The 18,190-nt window shown below is 73.6% G+C and carries 15 protein-coding genes; 13 read left to right on the forward strand and 2 right to left on the reverse strand.

Annotated features, from left to right (window positions below; translation table 11 throughout):
- Positions 1-22: 22 nt before the first annotated feature.
- The 6 genes from ACLBX8_RS15125 to ACLBX8_RS15150 all read left to right on the forward strand — a co-directional run bounded on the left by ACLBX8_RS15125 (position 23) and on the right by ACLBX8_RS15150 (position 5,355).
- The gene (locus ACLBX8_RS15125) at positions 23-1,306 is read left to right on the forward strand and encodes a beta-ketoacyl-ACP synthase (protein WP_427509838.1); all 1,284 of its coding nucleotides are present in this window, start codon (positions 23-25) and stop codon (positions 1,304-1,306) included.
- A complete protein-coding gene (locus ACLBX8_RS15130; RefSeq protein ID WP_447698851.1) occupies positions 1,303-2,070 on the forward strand; it encodes an SDR family oxidoreductase in 768 nt (255 codons plus the stop codon). Before ACLBX8_RS15125 ends, ACLBX8_RS15130 begins: the two co-directional genes overlap by 4 nt.
- Before the next feature lie 32 nt (positions 2,071-2,102).
- Complete coding sequence (locus ACLBX8_RS15135; RefSeq protein ID WP_026605165.1) at positions 2,103-2,390, forward strand: SH3 domain-containing protein; 288 nt, start codon at positions 2,103-2,105, stop codon at positions 2,388-2,390.
- Positions 2,391-2,401: 11 nt separating this feature from the next.
- Complete coding sequence (locus tag ACLBX8_RS15140; protein ID WP_447698850.1) at positions 2,402-3,424, forward strand: zinc-binding dehydrogenase; 1,023 nt, start codon at positions 2,402-2,404, stop codon at positions 3,422-3,424.
- Positions 3,425-3,563: 139 nt separating this feature from the next.
- Positions 3,564-4,580: a lipid A biosynthesis lauroyl acyltransferase gene (locus tag ACLBX8_RS15145; RefSeq protein WP_447698849.1), complete on the forward strand. Its 1,017-nt coding sequence runs from the start codon at positions 3,564-3,566 to the stop codon at positions 4,578-4,580.
- Between the two features lie 7 nt (positions 4,581-4,587).
- Positions 4,588-5,355, forward strand: a complete 768-nt coding sequence (locus ACLBX8_RS15150) for a DUF1223 domain-containing protein (RefSeq protein WP_091680723.1) — start codon at positions 4,588-4,590, stop codon at positions 5,353-5,355.
- Between the two features lie 18 nt (positions 5,356-5,373).
- On the opposite strand, the gene ACLBX8_RS15155 is transcribed toward ACLBX8_RS15150, so the two are convergent.
- Positions 5,374-5,541, reverse strand: a complete 168-nt coding sequence (locus ACLBX8_RS15155) for a hypothetical protein (RefSeq protein ID WP_244526958.1) — start codon at positions 5,539-5,541, stop codon at positions 5,374-5,376.
- Between the two features lie 276 nt (positions 5,542-5,817).
- On the opposite strand from ACLBX8_RS15155, the gene ACLBX8_RS15160 reads away from it, so the two are divergent.
- From ACLBX8_RS15160 to ACLBX8_RS15180, 5 genes are all read left to right on the forward strand, one after another.
- Positions 5,818-6,534, forward strand: coding sequence for a DUF1194 domain-containing protein (locus tag ACLBX8_RS15160; protein WP_447698848.1), 717 nt, complete (start codon positions 5,818-5,820; stop codon positions 6,532-6,534).
- Between the two features lie 32 nt (positions 6,535-6,566).
- Positions 6,567-8,066 carry a M81 family metallopeptidase gene (locus ACLBX8_RS15165; protein ID WP_447698847.1) on the forward strand — a complete coding sequence of 500 codons (1,500 nt, stop codon included), beginning with the start codon at positions 6,567-6,569 and terminating at the stop codon, positions 8,064-8,066.
- Positions 8,067-8,186: 120 nt separating this feature from the next.
- The gene (locus ACLBX8_RS15170) at positions 8,187-9,257 is read left to right on the forward strand and encodes a malate/lactate/ureidoglycolate dehydrogenase (protein WP_447698846.1); all 1,071 of its coding nucleotides are present in this window, start codon (positions 8,187-8,189) and stop codon (positions 9,255-9,257) included.
- Between the two features lie 107 nt (positions 9,258-9,364).
- Positions 9,365-10,675 (forward strand): MFS transporter, encoded by a 1,311-nt coding sequence (locus tag ACLBX8_RS15175; protein WP_447715443.1) that lies wholly within the window; start codon positions 9,365-9,367, stop codon positions 10,673-10,675.
- 46 nt (positions 10,676-10,721) lie between these two features.
- A complete protein-coding gene (locus ACLBX8_RS15180; protein ID WP_447698844.1) occupies positions 10,722-12,245 on the forward strand; it encodes a UxaA family hydrolase in 1,524 nt (507 codons plus the stop codon).
- Between the two features lie 143 nt (positions 12,246-12,388).
- Here ACLBX8_RS15180 and ACLBX8_RS15185 read toward each other — a convergent pair whose 3' ends face one another.
- Positions 12,389-13,435: a saccharopine dehydrogenase family protein gene (locus ACLBX8_RS15185; protein WP_447715444.1), complete on the reverse strand. Its 1,047-nt coding sequence runs from the start codon at positions 13,433-13,435 to the stop codon at positions 12,389-12,391.
- A gap of 141 nt (positions 13,436-13,576) precedes the next feature.
- On the opposite strand from ACLBX8_RS15185, the gene ACLBX8_RS15190 reads away from it, so the two are divergent.
- A complete protein-coding gene (locus tag ACLBX8_RS15190; protein ID WP_447698842.1) occupies positions 13,577-14,389 on the forward strand; it encodes a hypothetical protein in 813 nt (270 codons plus the stop codon).
- Between the two features lie 101 nt (positions 14,390-14,490).
- Positions 14,491-18,177, forward strand: coding sequence for a trifunctional transcriptional regulator/proline dehydrogenase/L-glutamate gamma-semialdehyde dehydrogenase (putA, locus tag ACLBX8_RS15195; RefSeq protein WP_447698841.1), 3,687 nt, complete (start codon positions 14,491-14,493; stop codon positions 18,175-18,177).
- The last annotated feature ends 13 nt before the right edge of the window (positions 18,178-18,190 follow it).

The following is an 18,190-nucleotide window of genomic DNA, read 5'->3' on the forward strand; positions in this document are numbered from 1 at the left end:
AAAATCCCGTAAGGACCGCTCCATGAGCGCGCGATCCTACCGCGACGCCAGGGGCCGGCCGCTCGTCGCGGTCACCGGCATCGGCGTCGTCTCCTCCCTCGGTCAGGGACAGGCCGACACGTGGGCGGCCATGACCGAGGGCCGGTCGGGCATCCACGCGATCGCGCGGTTCCCGACCGACACGCTGCGAACCCGCATCGCCGGGACGGTGGACTTCCTCGACACCGATCCGCTCGTCGCGCCGCTCCTGTCCGAGCGCTTCGCCGCCGTCGCCGCCGAGGAGGCGGTGGCGCAGGCCGGGATCGGCGCCAGGGGCGATTTCCCGGGCGCCCTGTTCATCGCGGTCCCGCCGGTCGAGATGGAGTGGCCGCAGCGGCAGGCCCTGGCCGAGGCCGCGGGCGGCGACGGTCCGGTCGACTACGCCGGCCTCCTGCGGGCGGCGGCGACGCGCCGCTTCGATCCCTGGCACGACCTGTTCATCTTCGGCACGGTCGCCGACCGCATCGCCGACCGCTTCGGCACGAAGGGCTCGCCGATCTCGCTCTCGACCGCCTGCTCGTCGGGGGCCACGGCGATCCAGCTCGGCGTCGAGGCGATCCGGCGCGGCGAGACCGCCGCGGCGCTCTGCATCGGCACGGACGGCTCGGTGAACCCGGAATCGCTGATCCGCTTCTCGCTGCTGTCGGCGCTCTCGACCCGCAACGACGACCCCGCGACCGCCTCGAAGCCGTTCTCGAAGGACCGGGACGGGTTCGTCATGGGCGAGGGCGCAGCCGCCCTGGTGCTCGAGGACGCCGAGGCCGCCGTCGCGCGCGGCGCCGCGATCCTCGGCTACGTCCTCGGCTGCGGCGAGAAGGGCGACGGCTTCCACCGCACCCGGTCCAGCCCCGACGGCGCGCCGATCATCGCGGCGATCCGGGCGAGCCTGGACGATGCCGGTGTGGCGGCCGAGGCGATCGACACGGTGAACGCGCACGGCACCTCGACGCCGGAGAACGACAAGATGGAGGCCCTGGGCCTCGCGGCCGTGTTCGGCGACCGCGCGGCCGCCCTGCCGGTCACCTCCAACAAGTCGATGATCGGCCACACCCTCACGGCGGCCGGCGCCATCGAGGCGGCGGTCTCGCTGCTGACCATCCGCCACGGCCGCATCCCGCCGACCATCAACCACCGTGTGCCGGACCCGACCATCGCCCTCGACATCGTGGAGACCGCCCGCGACCTGCCGGTGCGGACTGTGCTGTCGAACTCGTTCGGCTTCGGCGGCCAGAACACCTGCCTAGTCCTCGGCGCGGAGCCCGCGTGAGCGCCGCCGCCACCCCGCGCCGGGTCCTCGTGACCGGCGGCGCGTCCGGCATCGGCGCCGCGATCGTCCGCGCGCTGGCGGGATCCGGCCTCGGCGTCGACTTCACCTACCGCGCCTCGGCCGAGGCCGCGCAGGCGCTGCTGGCCGAGCTGCGGACGACCTACCCGGACCGGTCTTTCGCGGCCCATCCCGTCGACCTCGCCGACCGGGCCGCGCTGGACACCTTCTGCGAGACCGCCGAGGCCGCCGGCTATTACGGCCTCGTCCACAATGCCGGCCAGTCCTGCGACGCCCTCGCGGCGATGCTCGATCAGGAGCGCGCCGAGGCCGCCATGCAGGTCAACTTCTTCTCGCTGACGCGCCTCGCCAAGGCGCTGGTGCGGGAGATGACCCGGGCGCGCGCGGGCCGGATCGTGGCGATCGGCTCGGTCGCCGCCCTGCGGGCCAATGCCGGCAACGCCGCCTACGCGGCGACCAAGGGCGCGCTCATCGCCTATTGCCGCACCCTGGCGATCGAGACGGCCAAGCGCGGCGTGACCGTCAACGTCATCGCCCCGGGCTTCGTCGACACCGCCATGATGGAGCGCTACGCCGCCTACCGCGACGGGATGGAGCGCCAGATTCCCGCCGGCCGCTTCGGGCGGCCCGAGGATGTCGCGGCGCTTGCGGCCTTCCTGATGGGCGAGGGGGCATCCTACATCACCGGGACCGTGCTGCCCGTCGATGGCGGCCTGACCGCCATGATGGGTGTCCACCGGACCTGACGGTGGCGCCACCGAACCGGACGATTCTGCCGATGCGCGCCAGCCTCGCCCTCACCGCCGCCCTCTGCGGCGCGGCTCTCCTGGCCCCGGGCGACGCCCGGGCGGAGCCGCAGGTCTACCGCATCTCCGGCCTGCCGCCGGGCGAGCCGCTCAGCATCCGCGCCGAGCCGGACCCGTCCGCCGAGCAGATCGGCGAGATCCGCAGCCGCGCCCTGGTCTTCGGCTGCACCAACGACACGCCGAGCCGCACCACGTGGTGCCGGGTGAAGGCCGGACGCGCCCTCGGATGGGCGCGGCGGCGCTACCTGGCGCCGGAGTGACGAGAGACACGATGCGAGCCCTCCAGCTGTTCGGTGACCGCGACCTGCGCCTCACCGAGATCGAGCCGCCGCCCGCGCCTGGCGCTGACGAAGTCCGGATCCGCATCCGCGCGGTCGGCCTCAACTTCATCGACGTCTGGGGCTTCCGCGGCATGGCCTTCGCCAAGCGGAAGATGCCGCTGATCGTCGGCGCGGAGGCGGCCGGGACCGTCGAGTCGGTCGGGGCGGGCGTCACCGGCCTCGTCGCGGGCGACCGGGTCGTGCCGTACGGCGCCATGACCTGCGGCAAGTGCAAGGCCTGCCGCGAGGGGCGCGACAACCTCTGCGAGGACGTGTCCGGCGTGATGGGCTTCCATCTCGACGGCTTCGCCCGGGAGCTGGTGACCATGCCGGCCCGCCTCGCCGTGAAGGTGCCGGACGGCGTCAGCGACACCGACGCCGCCTGCGCGGGCATCGCCTTCGGCACGGTCCAGCACATGCTGTTCGACAATGCGCGCCTGGAGCCCGGCGAGAGCGTGCTGGTCCATGCCGGCGGCTCCGGGATCGGGACCGCGGCGATCCGCATGGCCAAGGCGATCGGCTGCACCGTCTACACGACGGTCGGCGACGACGAGAAGGGCCGCAAGGCCGCCGAGCTCGGCGCCGACCACGTCATCAACTACCGCACCGAGCGTTTCGAGGGCGAGGTTCGCCGGCTCACGAAGCGCAAGGGCGTCGACGTGGTGTTCGAGCATGTCGGCGCCGATACCTGGAACGGCTCCCTGCTCTGCCTGAAGCGCGGCGGCCGACTCGTGACCTGCGGATCGACCTCGGGCGTCTCGGCGACCATGAACCTGATGCAGCTGTTCCAGCAGCAGTACCGCATCACCGGCTCGTTCGGCTGCTCGCTCGCGAATATCGGGCAGGCCCTCGCCAAGATGGAAGCGGGCATTCGACCGGTGGTGGATACCGTGTACCCGCTGGCGGATTTCGCGCAGGGTCTGGAGCGCCTCGAATCGCGCCGGGTGTTCGGCAAGATCCTCGTCAGCCTGTAGCGCCGGCAGCGGCGCACCCGCCCGGCGCCGCACCGTCACCGGGTGCGGTGATCCGCATTTCGCGCTGCGGGAGACTTGTCGTAAACGTCGCTGTACGGGTGCGCTGGGGGGCCGCCCGGACCGTATCCTGGAATCGACTGTGCTGCGTCTCGCCCTCCTGCTCAAACGGTCGTACCCGCGCCTCGCGGGCTTCGCGATGATCCCGGTGATCCGCGCCCTGGTGCTGCTGGCCCGGATCCTCGGGCCGGTCCGGTCCACGGCACTCGGCGCCGCGCTCCTGCGAACCCTCGGACCGCTCCTGCCGGCGCACCGCACGGCGATGGCGAACCTCCGGGCGGCCTTCCCCGAAATGTCGGAGGCGGAGCGGAAGCGGATCGCCCTGGAGGCCTGGGACAATCTCGGCCGGACGGGGGCCGAGTACGCCCATCTCGACAGCCTGTTCGATTACGATCCCGCCGCCACCGGCGACTTGCGGACGGAGGTCGCCGGGATCGAGCACTTCTACGCCCTGCGGGACGACGGCCGGCCCGGTCTGATCTTCTCGGCGCATCTGGCTAACTGGGAATTGCCGGCGATCTGCGCGGCCCGTTTCGGCCTGGACGCCACCGCGGTGTTCCGGCCGCCGAACAACCCCGCCGCCGCGCGCCTCGTCCAGGAGGTCCGCCGCCGGACGATGGGCGGGCTCGCCGCCTCCACGCCGGGCGCCGTCTTCGCCATGCGCGACGTGGTCGAGACCGGCGGCCACCTGGGTCAACTGATCGACCAGCACTTCACCCGCGGCGTCGTGGTGGAGTTCCTCGGCCGGCCGTGCCTCGCCAACCCCCTCTTGGCCAAGCTCGCCCGCCACTACGACTGCCCGGTGCACGGCGTGCGCGTCGTGCGCCTGCCGGAGGGCCGCTTCCGCCTCGAGCTGACGCCGCCCCTGGACCTGCCCAGAGCGGCCGACGGGACCATCGACGTCGCCGGCGCCATGCAGGCGATGACGGCCGTGGTCGAGGGCTGGGTGCGGGAGAATCCCGGCCAGTGGCTGTGGATGCATCGCCGCTGGCGGCCCGACATGCTGCCCAAGCCGAGAGTGGCGCCGGCGCCACTTCAACCGACAGTAGAGTTCTCTCAAGCCAACGTGATTTCACCTTCGGCCTCGCAGACGGTCTGATGGATCGATGACGCCCCGGCACCGCGCCCCGACCCGCGACCGCCGCGCGCTGCGCGCCGCGCTGCTTGCCTGCGCGACGCTGGCCGCGATGCCGGCGCGGGCCGAGCCCGTCCGCGCCGTGGTCGAGCTCTTCACCAGCCAGGGCTGCGGTGCCTGCCGCTCCGCCGACCCTGTGCTGCGCGACCTCGCCCACAAGCCCGGCGTCATCGCCCTGACCCTGCCGGTGACCTACTGGGACTATCTCGGCTGGAAGGACACGCTCGCGCTGCGGCCGCTGACCGAGCGCCAGCGCGCCTACGCGCGGGGCCGCGGGGCCCGACAGGTGTTCACGCCCCAGGTCGTGGTCGACGGCAACGGCTTCGCCGTCGGGTCCGACCGGCCGGCCCTGGAGCGCCTGATCCGCGATGCCTGCCAGCACGGCGGGCTGCCGGTGCCGGTGCGCGGCGAGACCAACGGCGACCGGATCCTGGTGGAGGTCGGCGCGGCCCCGGAGGCCAAGACCGAGATCCGCGGCGACGTCTGGCTGGTGCCCGTGCTCCGCAGCCGCGCCATCGCGATCCAGTCCGGGGAGAACGGCGGCCGGACGGCGACCTACGTCAATGTCGTCCGCGGCATGCAGCGGCTCGGTACCTGGACGGGCCAGCCGACCCGCTTCGAGGTGCCCGACACCCAGGCCCGCGTCGCCGACGCGGACAGCTGGGTCGTCCTGCTCCAGGGGGCGGCCGACGGCAAGCCGGGCCGCATCTTCGGGGCCGCCAAGGGACCGGGGCTCTAGGCGCGGGGTCGCGCGCTGCTACTCCAGCGAGATTGGGTCGATCTGCCGGCGGCCCTCGCGCCGGTGGCGCGCCCGGGACGCGTCGGCGAGCGACGACAGGCGAGCGTCGAGGCGCTCGGACAGGCGGCCCACCAGCCCGATCAGCCCGTCGATCATCCGGCTGACGCCTGCGACCGTCCCGGTCACGGCTCCGACGATCCCGTTCTCGATGACACGACCGATTCGGCGAACACGCTGCATGACGACTGTCTCTGTGTGGGCGGCGCCGGCGGCGCCCCGATCCGCGGCAGGTAGGGCGGCCGCCCCGGCCCGTGATGCGGCCGAAAGCGGCGCGGGTCCGCGCCGCGGGAGCGGAACCTTCGCGCGGCGCGGCCGGAGCGCGCGAACCGGCGGGTCGGCAGGCTCGTTGCATGGGTGAGCCGCCCGCCGTCCCGCGCGGGCGCCCCAGATCGAGGGTCGGCCATGCGGCGACGCCCGTTCCTGTCCGGGATGTTCGCCGCCCTGTCGGTGGTCGGCCGTCCCGCCCGCGCGGCGGATGCGAGCGTCGACCTCCTCCTCGTCCTCGCGGTGGACGTGTCGCTCAGCATCAGCGAGGCCCGGTTCGACCTCGAGCGCCGCGGCTACGCCGAGGCCTTCGGCGACCCGCGCGTGCTGCGCGCCATCGGCGACGGCCCGACCGGGCGCATCGGCGTCGCCCTGTTCGACTGGGCCGGACCCGGCGAGCAGCAGGTGGCGGTCGACTGGATGGTGATCGCCTCGGCGCAGGACGCGGCCGCCTTCGCGGCGCGCCTCCGCGCGGTGCCGCGGCCGTTCTACGGACGCACCGCAATCGGCTCGGCGATCGGTTTCGCCGCCGACCTTCTGGCCCGCGCGCCGTTCCGCGCCGAGCGCCGGGTGATCGACATCTCCGGCGACGGCACCGGCAATGCCGGGCGGCCCATCGCCGAGGCCCGGGACGCCGCCGTCGCGGCCGGCATCACGGTCAACGGCATCGTCATCCTCACCGAACCGGAGGGGATGCCGGCCTTCCTGAAAGAGCATACCAATCCGGCGGGCGGCCTGGCCGCGTATTACCGGAGCGTCGTGATCGGCGGGGAGGGCGCCTTCGTGATGACCGCCGAGAGCTTCGCGGCCTTCGGCCGCTCGCTCATCGCGAAGCTCGTGCGCGAGATCTCCTGACCGTCACCCGGATCCCAGAGGACCGACCATCGATGCGCCTTGCCGTCCTCCAGTTCACGCACGAGACCGTCACGTTCCTCCCGAACGACACGACCCGGGACGACTTCGTCTATCCCGGCTCGCCGGCCGCCGGGGCCGCGCTGCTCGCCACCGATCCCAAGGGCTACATGGGCGGCTTCGTGCAGGTGGCGCGGGAGTACGACGCCGTCGAGTTGGTCGGGATCACCTCGCCGCTCTGGCCGCGCACCGGCACCGCCTCGGGCTGGATCACCGCCGACGCCTACGCGCATTTCCTCGGGCAGATGGTGGCGGAGCTGCGGGCCCAGGGCCCGTTCGACGGGGTCTACCTCGCCCTGCACGGCGCGATGGCGGTTCGCGGCGTCCCCAGGCCGGAGGCCGACATCGCCCGCCAGGTGCGCGCCGCGGTGGGCGAGGGGGCGATCCTGGTCGGGACCTTCGACCTGCACGGCAACGAGGACGCCGCCTTCCTCGACCACGCCGACATGGCTTTCGCGGTGAAGTACTTCCCGCACTACGACGGCCACCTGCAGGGGCAGCGGGCCGCCCGGATGCTGGTGCGCGCCGTGCGCGGCGACTTCCGGCCGGCGCACCGGACCCTCAAGGTGCCGATCCTCTCGCCGACCGTCGTGCAGTGGACCGGCGCCGCACCGTGGTCCGACCTCGTGCAGCGGGCCCTCGTCTGGGAGGCGCGCGAGCCGGACGTGTACGTCAACGTCTTCTTCGGCTTCCCGTGGGGCGACGCCCCGGACGGCGGGATGACCGTGCAGGCGATCACCGACGACGACCCGGCCCTCGCCGAGCGGGTGACGCGGGACGTCGCGGATTTCGCGTGGCGGCAGCGGCGCGCGCTGCTCGAGACGACGCGGATCCACACGATCGCCGACGGCGTGCGCCTCGCCCGGGCGGCGGTGGCGGAGGGCGCCGCCCCGGTGGTCCTCGCCGACCACAGCGACCGGTCGGGCCGGGCGACCTGGCTGCTGCGCGAGATCCTGCGGCAGGGCCTCGCCCGCACCCTGGTCGCCACGGTGGCGTCGCCCGACATCGCGGCGGGGTCCCTCGCGGCCGGCGACCCGTTCGACGCGCCGGTCGGCGGTGGCGGCGACCCGTCCGCAGGCGACCCGGTGCGCATCACCGGGACCGTGCTGCGCGTCGTCGCCGCGCCGGAGCCCGGCGTCGCCGGCAGCGGCGGCGGCGGCACCTGGATCTGCGTCGCGTTCGGGGCCGGCAATGTCCTGGTGCTGAGCCCGCAGCTCGCGCAGATCGTCGAGCCCGACGAGGTGTGGCGGCTCGGCCTGGACCCGGCGGATTTCGACGTCGTGGCGATCAAGTCGCGGGTGCATTTCCGGCGCGGCTTCGACGACAGCGGCTACGCCCGCACGATCCTGCTGGTGGAGCCGCCGGAGCCGTTCCTCGGCACGGTGCGCCTCGATCACCTCGCCTACGCGCAGATGCGGGCCGCCGACTTCTTCCCGTACGGCGACCCGCCCGGGCCCGTCCCGTCCGACCCGTGACCGGTCCGGCGGGGACGACAGGTGGCGGCCGCCGTCACCCGCCGGTGCTCGCCCCGCACGTGCGAGGGCGCTAGGTTCATCCCGCACGCGCTCGATGAGGCGCGGCGAGGGAGAGACGGGATGCGGATTCCGGCCGACAGGCTGACCGCCTACGTGCGGGACATCTTCGTGCGCGAGGGCTGCGCCGAGCCGGAGGCCGAGCGCATCGGCCGCTTCCTCGTTGCGGCGAACCTCACCGGCCACGACAGCCACGGCGTGGTCCGCGTCACCCGCTACGTCGAGTGGCTGCGCGCCGGCGAGGTCGAGGCCGGCCGCACGCCCGAGATCGTGACCGACGCGCCGAACTTCGCCCTCGTCGACGCCCATTACGGGTTCGGGCAGACGGCCGGCCCCGTCGCCGTCGATCTCGGGATCGCCAAGGCGCGGGCGAACGGCGTCGCGATCATCGCCCTGCGGCATGCCGGGCATATCGGCCGGATCGGCGAGTGGGCCGAGCGGGCGGCGGCGGCGGGGCTCGTCTCGGTCCATTTCGTCAACGTGGCGGGGAGCCTCCTCGTGGCGCCGTTCGGCTCCGTGGAGCGCCGCTTCTCGACGGCGCCCTTCGCGGCCGGCTTCCCGGTTCCAGGAGGCGACCCGATCATCCTCGACTTCGCCACGTCGCTGGTCGCCGAGGGCAAGGTGCTCGTCGCCTCGAGGGGCGGCAAGCCGCTGCCCGAGGGCGCGCTGATCGAGCCCGACGGCCGCCTCAGCGCCGACCCGGCGACCCTGTTCGGCCCGCTGGAGGGCGTCGAGCGCGACAACCAGCGCGGGGCGGGTGCGATCCGGGCCTTCGGCGAGCACAAGGGCTCCGGCCTCGCGCTGATGTGCGAGCTATTGGCCGGCGCGCTCACCGGCTCGGGCACGGCCGGTCCCGGGCAGCGGCGGATCTGCAACGGCATGCTGTCGATCTACGTCACGCCGTCGGCCCTCGGCACCGAGGACGCCCTCGCCGCCGAGACGCGGGCCTATCTCGAGTTCTTCAAGAGCGCCAAGCCGATGCCGGGTGCCGAGGTCCTGCTGCCCGGCGAGCCGGAGCGGCGGATGCGCGCCGAGCGCCTCGCCGAGGGCGTGCCGCTGCCCGAACCCGTCTGGGAGACCCTGCTCGCCGCCGGCCGGCCGCACGGCCTCGACGGCAAGGCCTATCGCACCTGAGCCGGGAACGACCCGGCACGACACCACGCTCGGCGGCGACCCCCGGCCTCAACGGGGGCGCCGCACGGACCGGGGACGCCATACCCGGAAGACGGGAGGAGCCCACGATGCCTCGGTTGCGCTGGCTTATGATCGGCCTCTGCATGGCCGCCAACGCCATCAACTACATCGACCGCGCCAACCTCGCGGTCGCCGCGCCCTCCATGACCAAGGAACTCGGGCTCGACGCCACCGACATGGGCCTGATCCTGTCGGGCTTCTTCTGGACCTACGCGATCATGCAGCTGCCCTTCGGCTACGTGGCCGACCGGGTCGGCGCGCGGCTCTCTCTCGTGGTCGCGGTGGTCTGGTGGTCGGCCTGCACGGCGCTGACCGCGGTCGGACGGGGGTTCCTGTCCCTGCTCGGCCTGCGCATGCTGCTCGGCATCGGTGAGGCCGGGGCCTACCCGTCCTTCGCCAAGGTCGCGGCCTCGTGGTTCCCGCGCAGCGAGCGCAGCTTCGCCAGCAGCATCTTCGACAGCGGCTCCCGGGTGGGCTCGGCTTTGGCGATCCCGCTGGTCTCCTGGGTCATCGCGACGCTGGGCTGGCGAGAGTCCTTCGTCGTCACCGGCGTGCTGGGATTCGTCTGGGCGGTGTTCTGGATGTGGCTCTACCGCGAGCCCGAGAACCACCCGAAGGTGTCGCCGGAGGAGCTCGCCCGGCTCCGGGCCACGCAGGAGCGGCCGAGGACCGTCGATGCGGCGGACGCCCAGAACCAGGTGCCGTGGCTGTCGCTGTTCCGCTACCGCACGGTCTGGGGCATGATGGCCGGGTTCTTCTGCCTGAACTTCGTGATCTACTTCTTCATCACGTGGTTCCCGACCTACCTGGTCAAGGCGCGGGGCTTCTCGCTGGCGGAACTCGGCACGCTCGGCAGTCTGCCGGCCCTGGCGTCGATCCCCGCGGGCTGGCTCGGCGGCTTCGCGTCGGACGCGCTCTACCGCCGCGGCTGGAGCCTCACCGCGGCCCGCAAGACTTGCCTCGTCGGCGGCATGCTGATGTCGTCGGTGATCACCCTGTCGATCATCGCCCCGAACATCTACGTGGCGCTGCTGTGCTTCGCGATCGCCTACGGCAGCCTCGCCTTCACGGCGGCCTCGATCTGGGCGCTGCCCGGCGACGTGGCGCCGACCCCGGCCCACGTGGCCTCGATCGGCGGCATCCAGAACTTCGCGTCGAACGTCGCCGGGATCGTGACGACGACCTTCACGGGCGTCATGCTGACGGTCACCCAGGGCTCGTTCGTGATCCCCCTGATCGTGGCCGGCGGGTTCTGCCTGCTGGGCGCCTTCATCTACCTGTTCGTGGTCGGCGAGATCGCGCCGCTGCCGGTCCGCGACGCCCGCGCCCCGGCCCTGCGCCCCGAAGCGGCGCGGTGACGGCGCGGTGACGGCGACTGGCGCGACGGCATCCGAGGAGAGACCGATGTCCACGTATCCCGTGATTACCCTCCGCCCCGCTGACGGCGTGGCCGTGGCCCGCGGCGCCATCGAGCCGGGAACGCCGGTCGCCGACGGCGTCGCGGCGGCGGAGCGGATCCCGGCCGGCCACAAGGTCGCGGTCCGGGCCCACCGGAGCGGCGAGCCGGTAACCAAGTACGGGCAGATCATCGGCTTCGCCAAGGAGGACATCGCGGCCGGCCGCCACGTCCACGTCCACAATCTCGGGATGGGCGAGTTCGCCCGGGACTACGCGTTCGGGGTCGATGCGAGGCCGACCCGGCTGGTGACGCCGCCCGCGACCTTCCAGGGCATCCGCCGCCCCGACGGGCGCGTGGCGACGCGCAACTACGTCGGCATCCTCACCTCGGTGAATTGCAGCGCGCACGTCGCCGACCTGATCGCCGACGCGTTCCGGCGGCACCCGATCCTCGGCCTCGACCCGCTCGCCCCCTATCCCAACGTCGACGGTGTCGTGGCGCTGACCCACAAGACCGGCTGCGGCATGGCGATGGGCGAGCCGCTCCGGCTCCTGCGGCGGACGCTCGCGGGCTACGCGCGGCACGTCAACTTCTCCCACATCGTCATGATCGGGCTCGGCTGCGAGGTGAACCAGATCGGCGCCTTCCTGGAGGAGCAGGGGCTCGGCGGCCGGATCCGCAGCATGAACATCCAGAGCCTCGGCGGCACCCGGAAGACCGTCGAGGCCGGGATCGAGTTCGTGACCGGCATCCTGGCCGAGGCGAACGTGGTCCACCGCGAGCCGGTGCCGGCGAGCGAGCTGATCGTCGCCCTGCAGTGCGGCGGCTCGGACGGGTATTCCGGCGTGTCAGCCAACCCGGCGCTGGGGATCGCCAGCGACCTCGTGGTGCGGAACGGCGGCACGGTGATCCTGTCGGAGACCACCGAGACCTACGGCGCCGAGCACCTGTTCACCCGCCGCGCTATCAGCCCGGAGGTCGGCCAGAAGCTCGTCGACCTGATGCACTGGTGGGAGGAGTACACCCGCAAGGAGGGCTCGGAGATCGACGCCAACCCGTCGCCGGGCAACAAGGCCGGCGGCCTGACCACGATCTTGGAGAAGTCCCTCGGCGCCATGGCGAAGGCCGGCAGCACCAACTTGGTCGACGTGCTGCGCTACGCCGACCCCGTCACCGCCAAGGGCTTCGTCTTCATGGACACGCCCGGCTACGACCCGGTCTCGGCGACCGGGCAGGTCGCGGGCGGCGCGAACCTCGTCTGCTTCACCACCGGCCGTGGCTCAGTGTTCGGCTGCAAGCCGTCGCCCTCGATCAAGATCGCCACCAACTCGGCCATGTACCGGCGGCTCGAGGAGGACATGGACGTCAATTGCGGCACGATCCTCGACGGCGCGGAGAGCGTGGAGCAGGCCGGCCACCGGATCTTCGACCTCATCCTGCGGGTCGCCGGCGGCGAGCGGACGAAGAGCGAGCAGTTCGATTTCGGCGCGTCGGAATTCGCGCCCTGGCAGATCGGCGCGACCGTGTGAGGCAGCGGGGCGCGCGCTCCGCCGTCATCGCGAGCGCAGTGCGGCGATCCGGGGAGGCGGAACTTCGGTGAGTGTGACGCAGCCCTGGATTGCTTCGCTGCGCTCGCAGAGACGGCCATTCCGACCGCCGTGCAGGCCTCGTCTCAGAGGTCGGTCCGGACCACGTGCGGGAAGCTCAGGATGAAGTCGGGGCCGAAGGCCGTGACCGGCGTGTGGAAGCCGGGCGCGACGGTGCCGGCGGCGACGCGGCGGGCCGCCTCCAAGGCGGTCCAGACGGTGAGCGTGTAGCCCTCAGGCGTCTCCATCCGGCTCGCCGCGCGGCGGCCGGCGCCGTCCCAGGCCTCCGCCAGGAAGGTGCTGCGGGCCTTCGCGCGCGCGGCGGCCGAGGGGCCCTCCGGCAGCCGGTCGATGCCGCGGTTGATCAGGCGCTGGGCGGTGCCGCCCGCGATGATCCGCCGGATGCCGGCGGGCAGTCCGGCGGCCGCCGCCATGGCGGGGAAGGCCTCGAAGTAGACGTCGATGTTCGGGACGCCGGTCGAGTACCACGCGCTCGACACGTCGCCCCAGCCGAGCCCGACGGTCCGGCGCGGTCCTGTTCCGAAATCCGCGGTGGCGCGCGGCGGGCTCGGCAACTCGACGATGCGCCCGTCCCGGCGCACCCGCGTGCCCCAGGCGATGCCCTCCACCATGGTGCGGGCCGTGCCGCGGCTGAAGCCGCCGAACCCGCCGATGGAGATGCGCAGATGCGTCGCGCCGGGAACGCGGCCGGCCACGTGGGCGGCGAGGCAGTCGCTCGGCACCACGTCGAAGCCCGCCGCCGGCAGGAGGACGATGCCGGCCGCCTTCGCCTCGGCATCCTTGGCCGCGAGGGCCTCCAGCACGGCGATCTCGCCGGTGATGTCGACGTAGTGCGCGCCGGCCGCGAGGCAGGCCTCGGCCATCGGCAACGCCGTCCGCGAGAACGGGCCGGCCGCGTGGATCACCGCCGCCACGCCAACGAGGGCGGACCGCAGGCCCGCGGCATCGTCGAGCCGCGCGGCCCGCATCTCGAGGTTCAGCCGGGCCGCCAGCGGCCGCAGCTTCTCGGGATCGCGCCCTGCCAGGATCGGGCGCAACCCCTGCCCGACGGCGTGCGCGGCCAGGAGCTGCCCGGTATAGCCGGTGGCGCCGTAGATCAGGATCGCGGTCATCCCGGCGTTCTGACACCGCTTCCGCCGGTGTCAAAGCGCGCGCCGCGTCGCCGTCCCGGATGCTAGGGCTGCGCCGATCCAATCGTCCCGTGGCGGGGATCTGACACCCTCCGTCCCCGCCCGAACAGGAGCCGAGGCACGATGTACGAGCGTAACCTCCCGCCGCGCGCGCGCCGCGCCAGCCGCAGGATCGGCTGCCTTGGCGCCGTCCTCCTGGGCCTGGCCGCGCCCGCCCAGGCCGGTGACGGGCCGGTGGTCCTGAAGGCGCCGTCCGACGCGAGCCCCGGCATCGCCGCCATGCCGCAGATCGCCGCGCCGGCCGACGAGGCCGAGCGTCGGATCAACGCGGCGCTGAAGCGCCTCGACGCGCGGGCCCTCAAGGCCGAGCAGGCGTGCAAGGATCAGGGCGGGAAGAACAGCTCCTGGGAGCGCACCGTCCAGGCCCCGATGCGCGGCCCGCGCTTCCTGAGCTTCGCCATCTTCGACAGCGGGTTCTGCGGCGGCGCGCACCCGAACAGCGGCACGATGTCGATCGTCTACGATCTCACCACCGGCGCCCCGGTCGACTGGACGACCCTGCTGCCCCCCTCGCTGACCGGGAAGCTCGCCCTGGCGGAGGGCCCGGGCGGGACCAAGATGGTGACGCTCGCGTCGAAGAGGCTGCACGCCCTCTACCTCGCGGGCTATCGTCCGAAGACGGGCGATCCGAAGGCGGACGACGCCGACAAGGAGTGCCGCGAGGCCGTCGCCGAGACCTATGACGGGCAGCCGCCGGCCATGATGGCGTGGCTCGACGCCAAGGCCGGCGGCCTCGCGGTGCAGTTCGACCTCGCGCACGTCGTCCAGGCCTGTGCCGACCCGGTGGTGATTCCCGTGGCGACGCTGCGCCGGGAGGGCGCGCAGCCGCTCCTGGCCGTCGCGCTGGAATCCGCCCACGCGCAGGCCGCGAAGTGACGCGATCGGCCACAGCGTGGCGGCCTCGACGCGGGCCCCCGACGGTGTAGCGTGAGTCCGCGACGGCGCGATGCCAGCGCGCCGTGTCCGAGGGGCGGCCCATGTCCGGATCCGGCGTTGTCGACGAGGCGGCCACGGCGGCGAGCGAGCCTTTCGGCGCGTTCGCGGCCGGCCTGGCGGACCTGTCGCCCCTGCGGCGGGCGGTGGTCGCGGCCTGCCGGCGGCCCGAGCGGGACTGCGTGCTCCCGCTCCTCGAAGAAGCGCGCCTGCCGCCCGAAGCGGCTCGGCGCGTCGCCGAGGACGCGCGGCGCCTCGTCGAGTCCCTGCGGCGCCAGGGCATCCGCGGCGGCGTCGAGGGGCTGATCCACGAGTACGCGCTGTCCAGCCAGGAGGGCGTGGCGCTGATGTGCCTCGCCGAGGCGCTGCTGCGCATCCCCGACGCGGCGACGCGGGACGCGCTGATCCGCGACAAGATCGCGGGCGGCGACTGGGCCGCCCATCTCGGGCACAGCCCGTCGCCCTTCGTCAACGCGGCGACCTGGGGCCTGCTCGTGACCGGCAAGCTGGCGGCGACCCGGGACGAAACCGGCCTGTCGGCCGCGCTCACCCGGCTGATCGCCCGCGGCGGCGAGCCCGTGATCCGGACCGGCGTCGATCTCGCCATGCGGATGATGGGCGAGCAGTTCGTGGCGGGGCGGACCATCGCCGAGGCCCTGCGGCACGCGGCGCGGCTCGAGGCGAAGGGCTTCACCTACTCGTACGACATGCTCGGCGAGGCCGCCGTGACCGCCGAGGACGCCGAGCGCTACCGGCGCGCCTACGCGGACGCGATCGCGGCGATCGGCGCGGCCTCGGCCGGGCGCGGCGTGCTCCGCGGCCCCGGAATCTCGATCAAGCTCTCGGCGCTCCATCCCCGCTACGCCCGCGCGCAGCGCGACCGGGTCCTGGCCGAACTCTATCCCCGCGTGCGGGACCTCGCCCGCCTCGCGCGGGGGCACGGCATCGGCCTCAACGTCGACGCCGAGGAGGCCGACCGCCTCGACCTGTCGCTCGACATCCTGGAGCGTCTCGCCGCCGACCCGGATCTCGCCGGCTGGGACGGGCTCGGCTTCGTGGTCCAGGCCTACGGCAAGCGCTGCCCCTTCGTCATCGACGTGCTGATCGACCTCGCGCGGCGGTGCCGTCGGCGGCTGATGGTGCGCCTCGTGAAGGGCGCCTACTGGGACAGCGAGATCAAGCGGGCGCAGGTCGACGGCCTCGCTGACTTCCCCGTCTTCACCCGGAAGGTCCACACCGACGTCTCGTACATCGCCTGCGCGCGCCGGCTGCTCGCGGCGCCCGACGCGGTCTTCCCGCAATTCGCCACCCACAACGCCCAGACCCTCGCGAGCATCGTCGCGATGGCCGGCCCGGATTTCCGGCTCGGTCAGTACGAGTTCCAGTGCCTGCACGGCATGGGCGAGCCGCTCTACGAGGCCGTGATGGCCGATCCCGTCCTCCAGCGGCCCTGCCGCATCTACGCGCCCGTGGGCACGCACGAGACCCTGCTCGCCTACCTGGTGCGGCGCCTCCTGGAGAACGGGGCCAACACGTCCTTCGTCAACCGGGTCGCCGACGCGGCCGTGCCGGTGGCGGACCTGATCGCCGACCCCGTCGCCGCCGTCGAGGCCGCGCCGGATCCCGGCGCGCCGCACCCGCGGATCGCGGCCCCCCGGGCGCTCTACGGCCCGGCCCGCGCCAACGCGGCCGGGCTCGACCTCGCCGACGAGGCGGAACTCGCCCGGCTGTCGGACGGGTTGGCGGCGAGCGGCCGCACCGCGTGGCGGGCGGCACCCTCGGGCGCGGACGACGCGGCGGCCGACGAACCCGTCCACAATCCCGCCGACCGCCGGGACGTCGTCGGATTCTACCAGGCGGCGACGGTGGAGGCCGTGGCGGTCGCCGTGGCGCGCGCGCAGGCGGGCGCGGCCGGCTGGGCGGCGACGCCGGCGACCGCGCGCGCCGCCTGCCTGCGGCGGGCCGCCGACGCCCTCGAGGCGCAGATGCCGCCGCTGATCGGCCTCGTCGTACGGGAGGCGGGCAAGACCTGCGCGAGCGCCGTCGCGGAGATCCGCGAGGCGGTCGACTTCCTCCGCTACGCCGCCGCCGAGGCCGAGCGGACCCTCGGGGACGCGCACGCGCCGCTCGGTCCGGTCGCCTGCATCGCGCCGTGGAATTTCCCGCTGGCGATCTTCGTCGGTCAGGTCGCGGCCGCCCTGGCGGCGGGCAACACGGTCCTGGCGAAACCTGCCGAGGAGACCCCACTGATCGCGGCCGCTGCCGTCCGCGTGCTGCACGCGGCGGGGATTCCCGCCGAGGCGCTGCACCTCCTGCCGGGCGACGGCCGGGTCGGCGCCGCCCTGGTCGAAGATCCGCGCGTGCAGGGCGTGATGTTCACCGGATCGACGGCGGTGGCCAAGGGCATCCAGCGGGCTCTGGCGGAGCGGCTGAACCGTTTCGGCGAGCCGGTGCCGTTCGTGGCCGAGACCGGCGGCCAGAACGCCCTCGTGGTCGATTCCTCCGCGCTCGCCGAGCAGGTGGTGGCCGATGTCATCGCCTCGGCCTTCGATTCCGCCGGGCAGCGCTGCTCGGCGCTCCGCATCCTGTGCCTGCAGGAGGAGATCGCCGACCGGACGCTGCACATGCTGAAGGGCGCCCTGCGGGAGCTGCGGGTGGGCGACCCGCGGCGCCTCGCCGTCGATGTCGGGCCGGTCATCACCGCCGAGGCCGCCGACCGGATCGTCGGACACGTGGCGCGGATGCGCGCGCGGGGCTTCCCGGTGGAGCAGTTCCCCCTGCCGCCCGAGGCCGGAGCCGGGACCTTCGTGCCGCCGACCCTGATCGAGATCGGGGCCGTCGCCGATGTCGAGCAGGAGGTGTTCGGTCCCGTGATGCACGTGCTGCGCTACCGCCGCGACGGCCTCGACGCGCTCCTCGCGGCGATCGACGCGACCGGCTACGGGCTCACCTTCGGGCTGCACAGCCGCATCGACGAGACCATCGACCGGGTCCTCGACCGCGTGCGGGCCGGCAACCGCTACGTCAATCGCAACATCATCGGCGCGGTGGTCGGCGTGCAGCCCTTCGGCGGCTCCGGGCTGTCGGGGACGGGCCCGAAGGCCGGCGGCCCGCTGGCCCTCGGCCGCCTGCTGCGACGCGCGCCCGCCGCCGCCCGCGACGGGCTGGCCGCCGACGATTCGGCACTCCGTCCCTACACGGCGTGGCTGCGCTCGCGGCACCGCCACGACCTCGCGGACAGGCTCGAAGCCGTCCGCTATCCCGGCCGCGCCGCGATCGCGCTGGCCGGTCCCGTGGGTGAGAGCAACCTGTACGCGCTGCGTCCCCGTAGGCGCGTCGCGGCCGTCGCGGCCACCGAGACGGCGCTCCTGCTCCAGCTCGGCGCGATCCTCGGCACGGGCAACGCGGCCGTCGTCATCGGGCCGGACGGGCGCGATCCGGTCCTGGACAGTCTGCCGGAAGCGTGCGCGGCGCGGGTTGCCCGGGCGCCGGACCTCGACCGCGCGGGCGCGATCGCCGGAATCCTGTTCGCGGGCGACGCCGACGACCTGCTGGCCCTGAACAGGGCCGTCGCGGCCCGCGAGGGCGCGATCCTGCCGATCCAGGCCCGCTGCCCGGAGGCGCTGGCGGCCGGCGATCTCTACGACCCGGCCGGCCTGGTGGAGGAGGTCACCACCACGATCAACACCGCGGCGGCCGGCGGCAATGCCAGCCTGATGAGCGTCGGGTGAGCTCGCATCTGCC

This window comes from Methylobacterium sp. D48H, assembly GCF_053345715.1.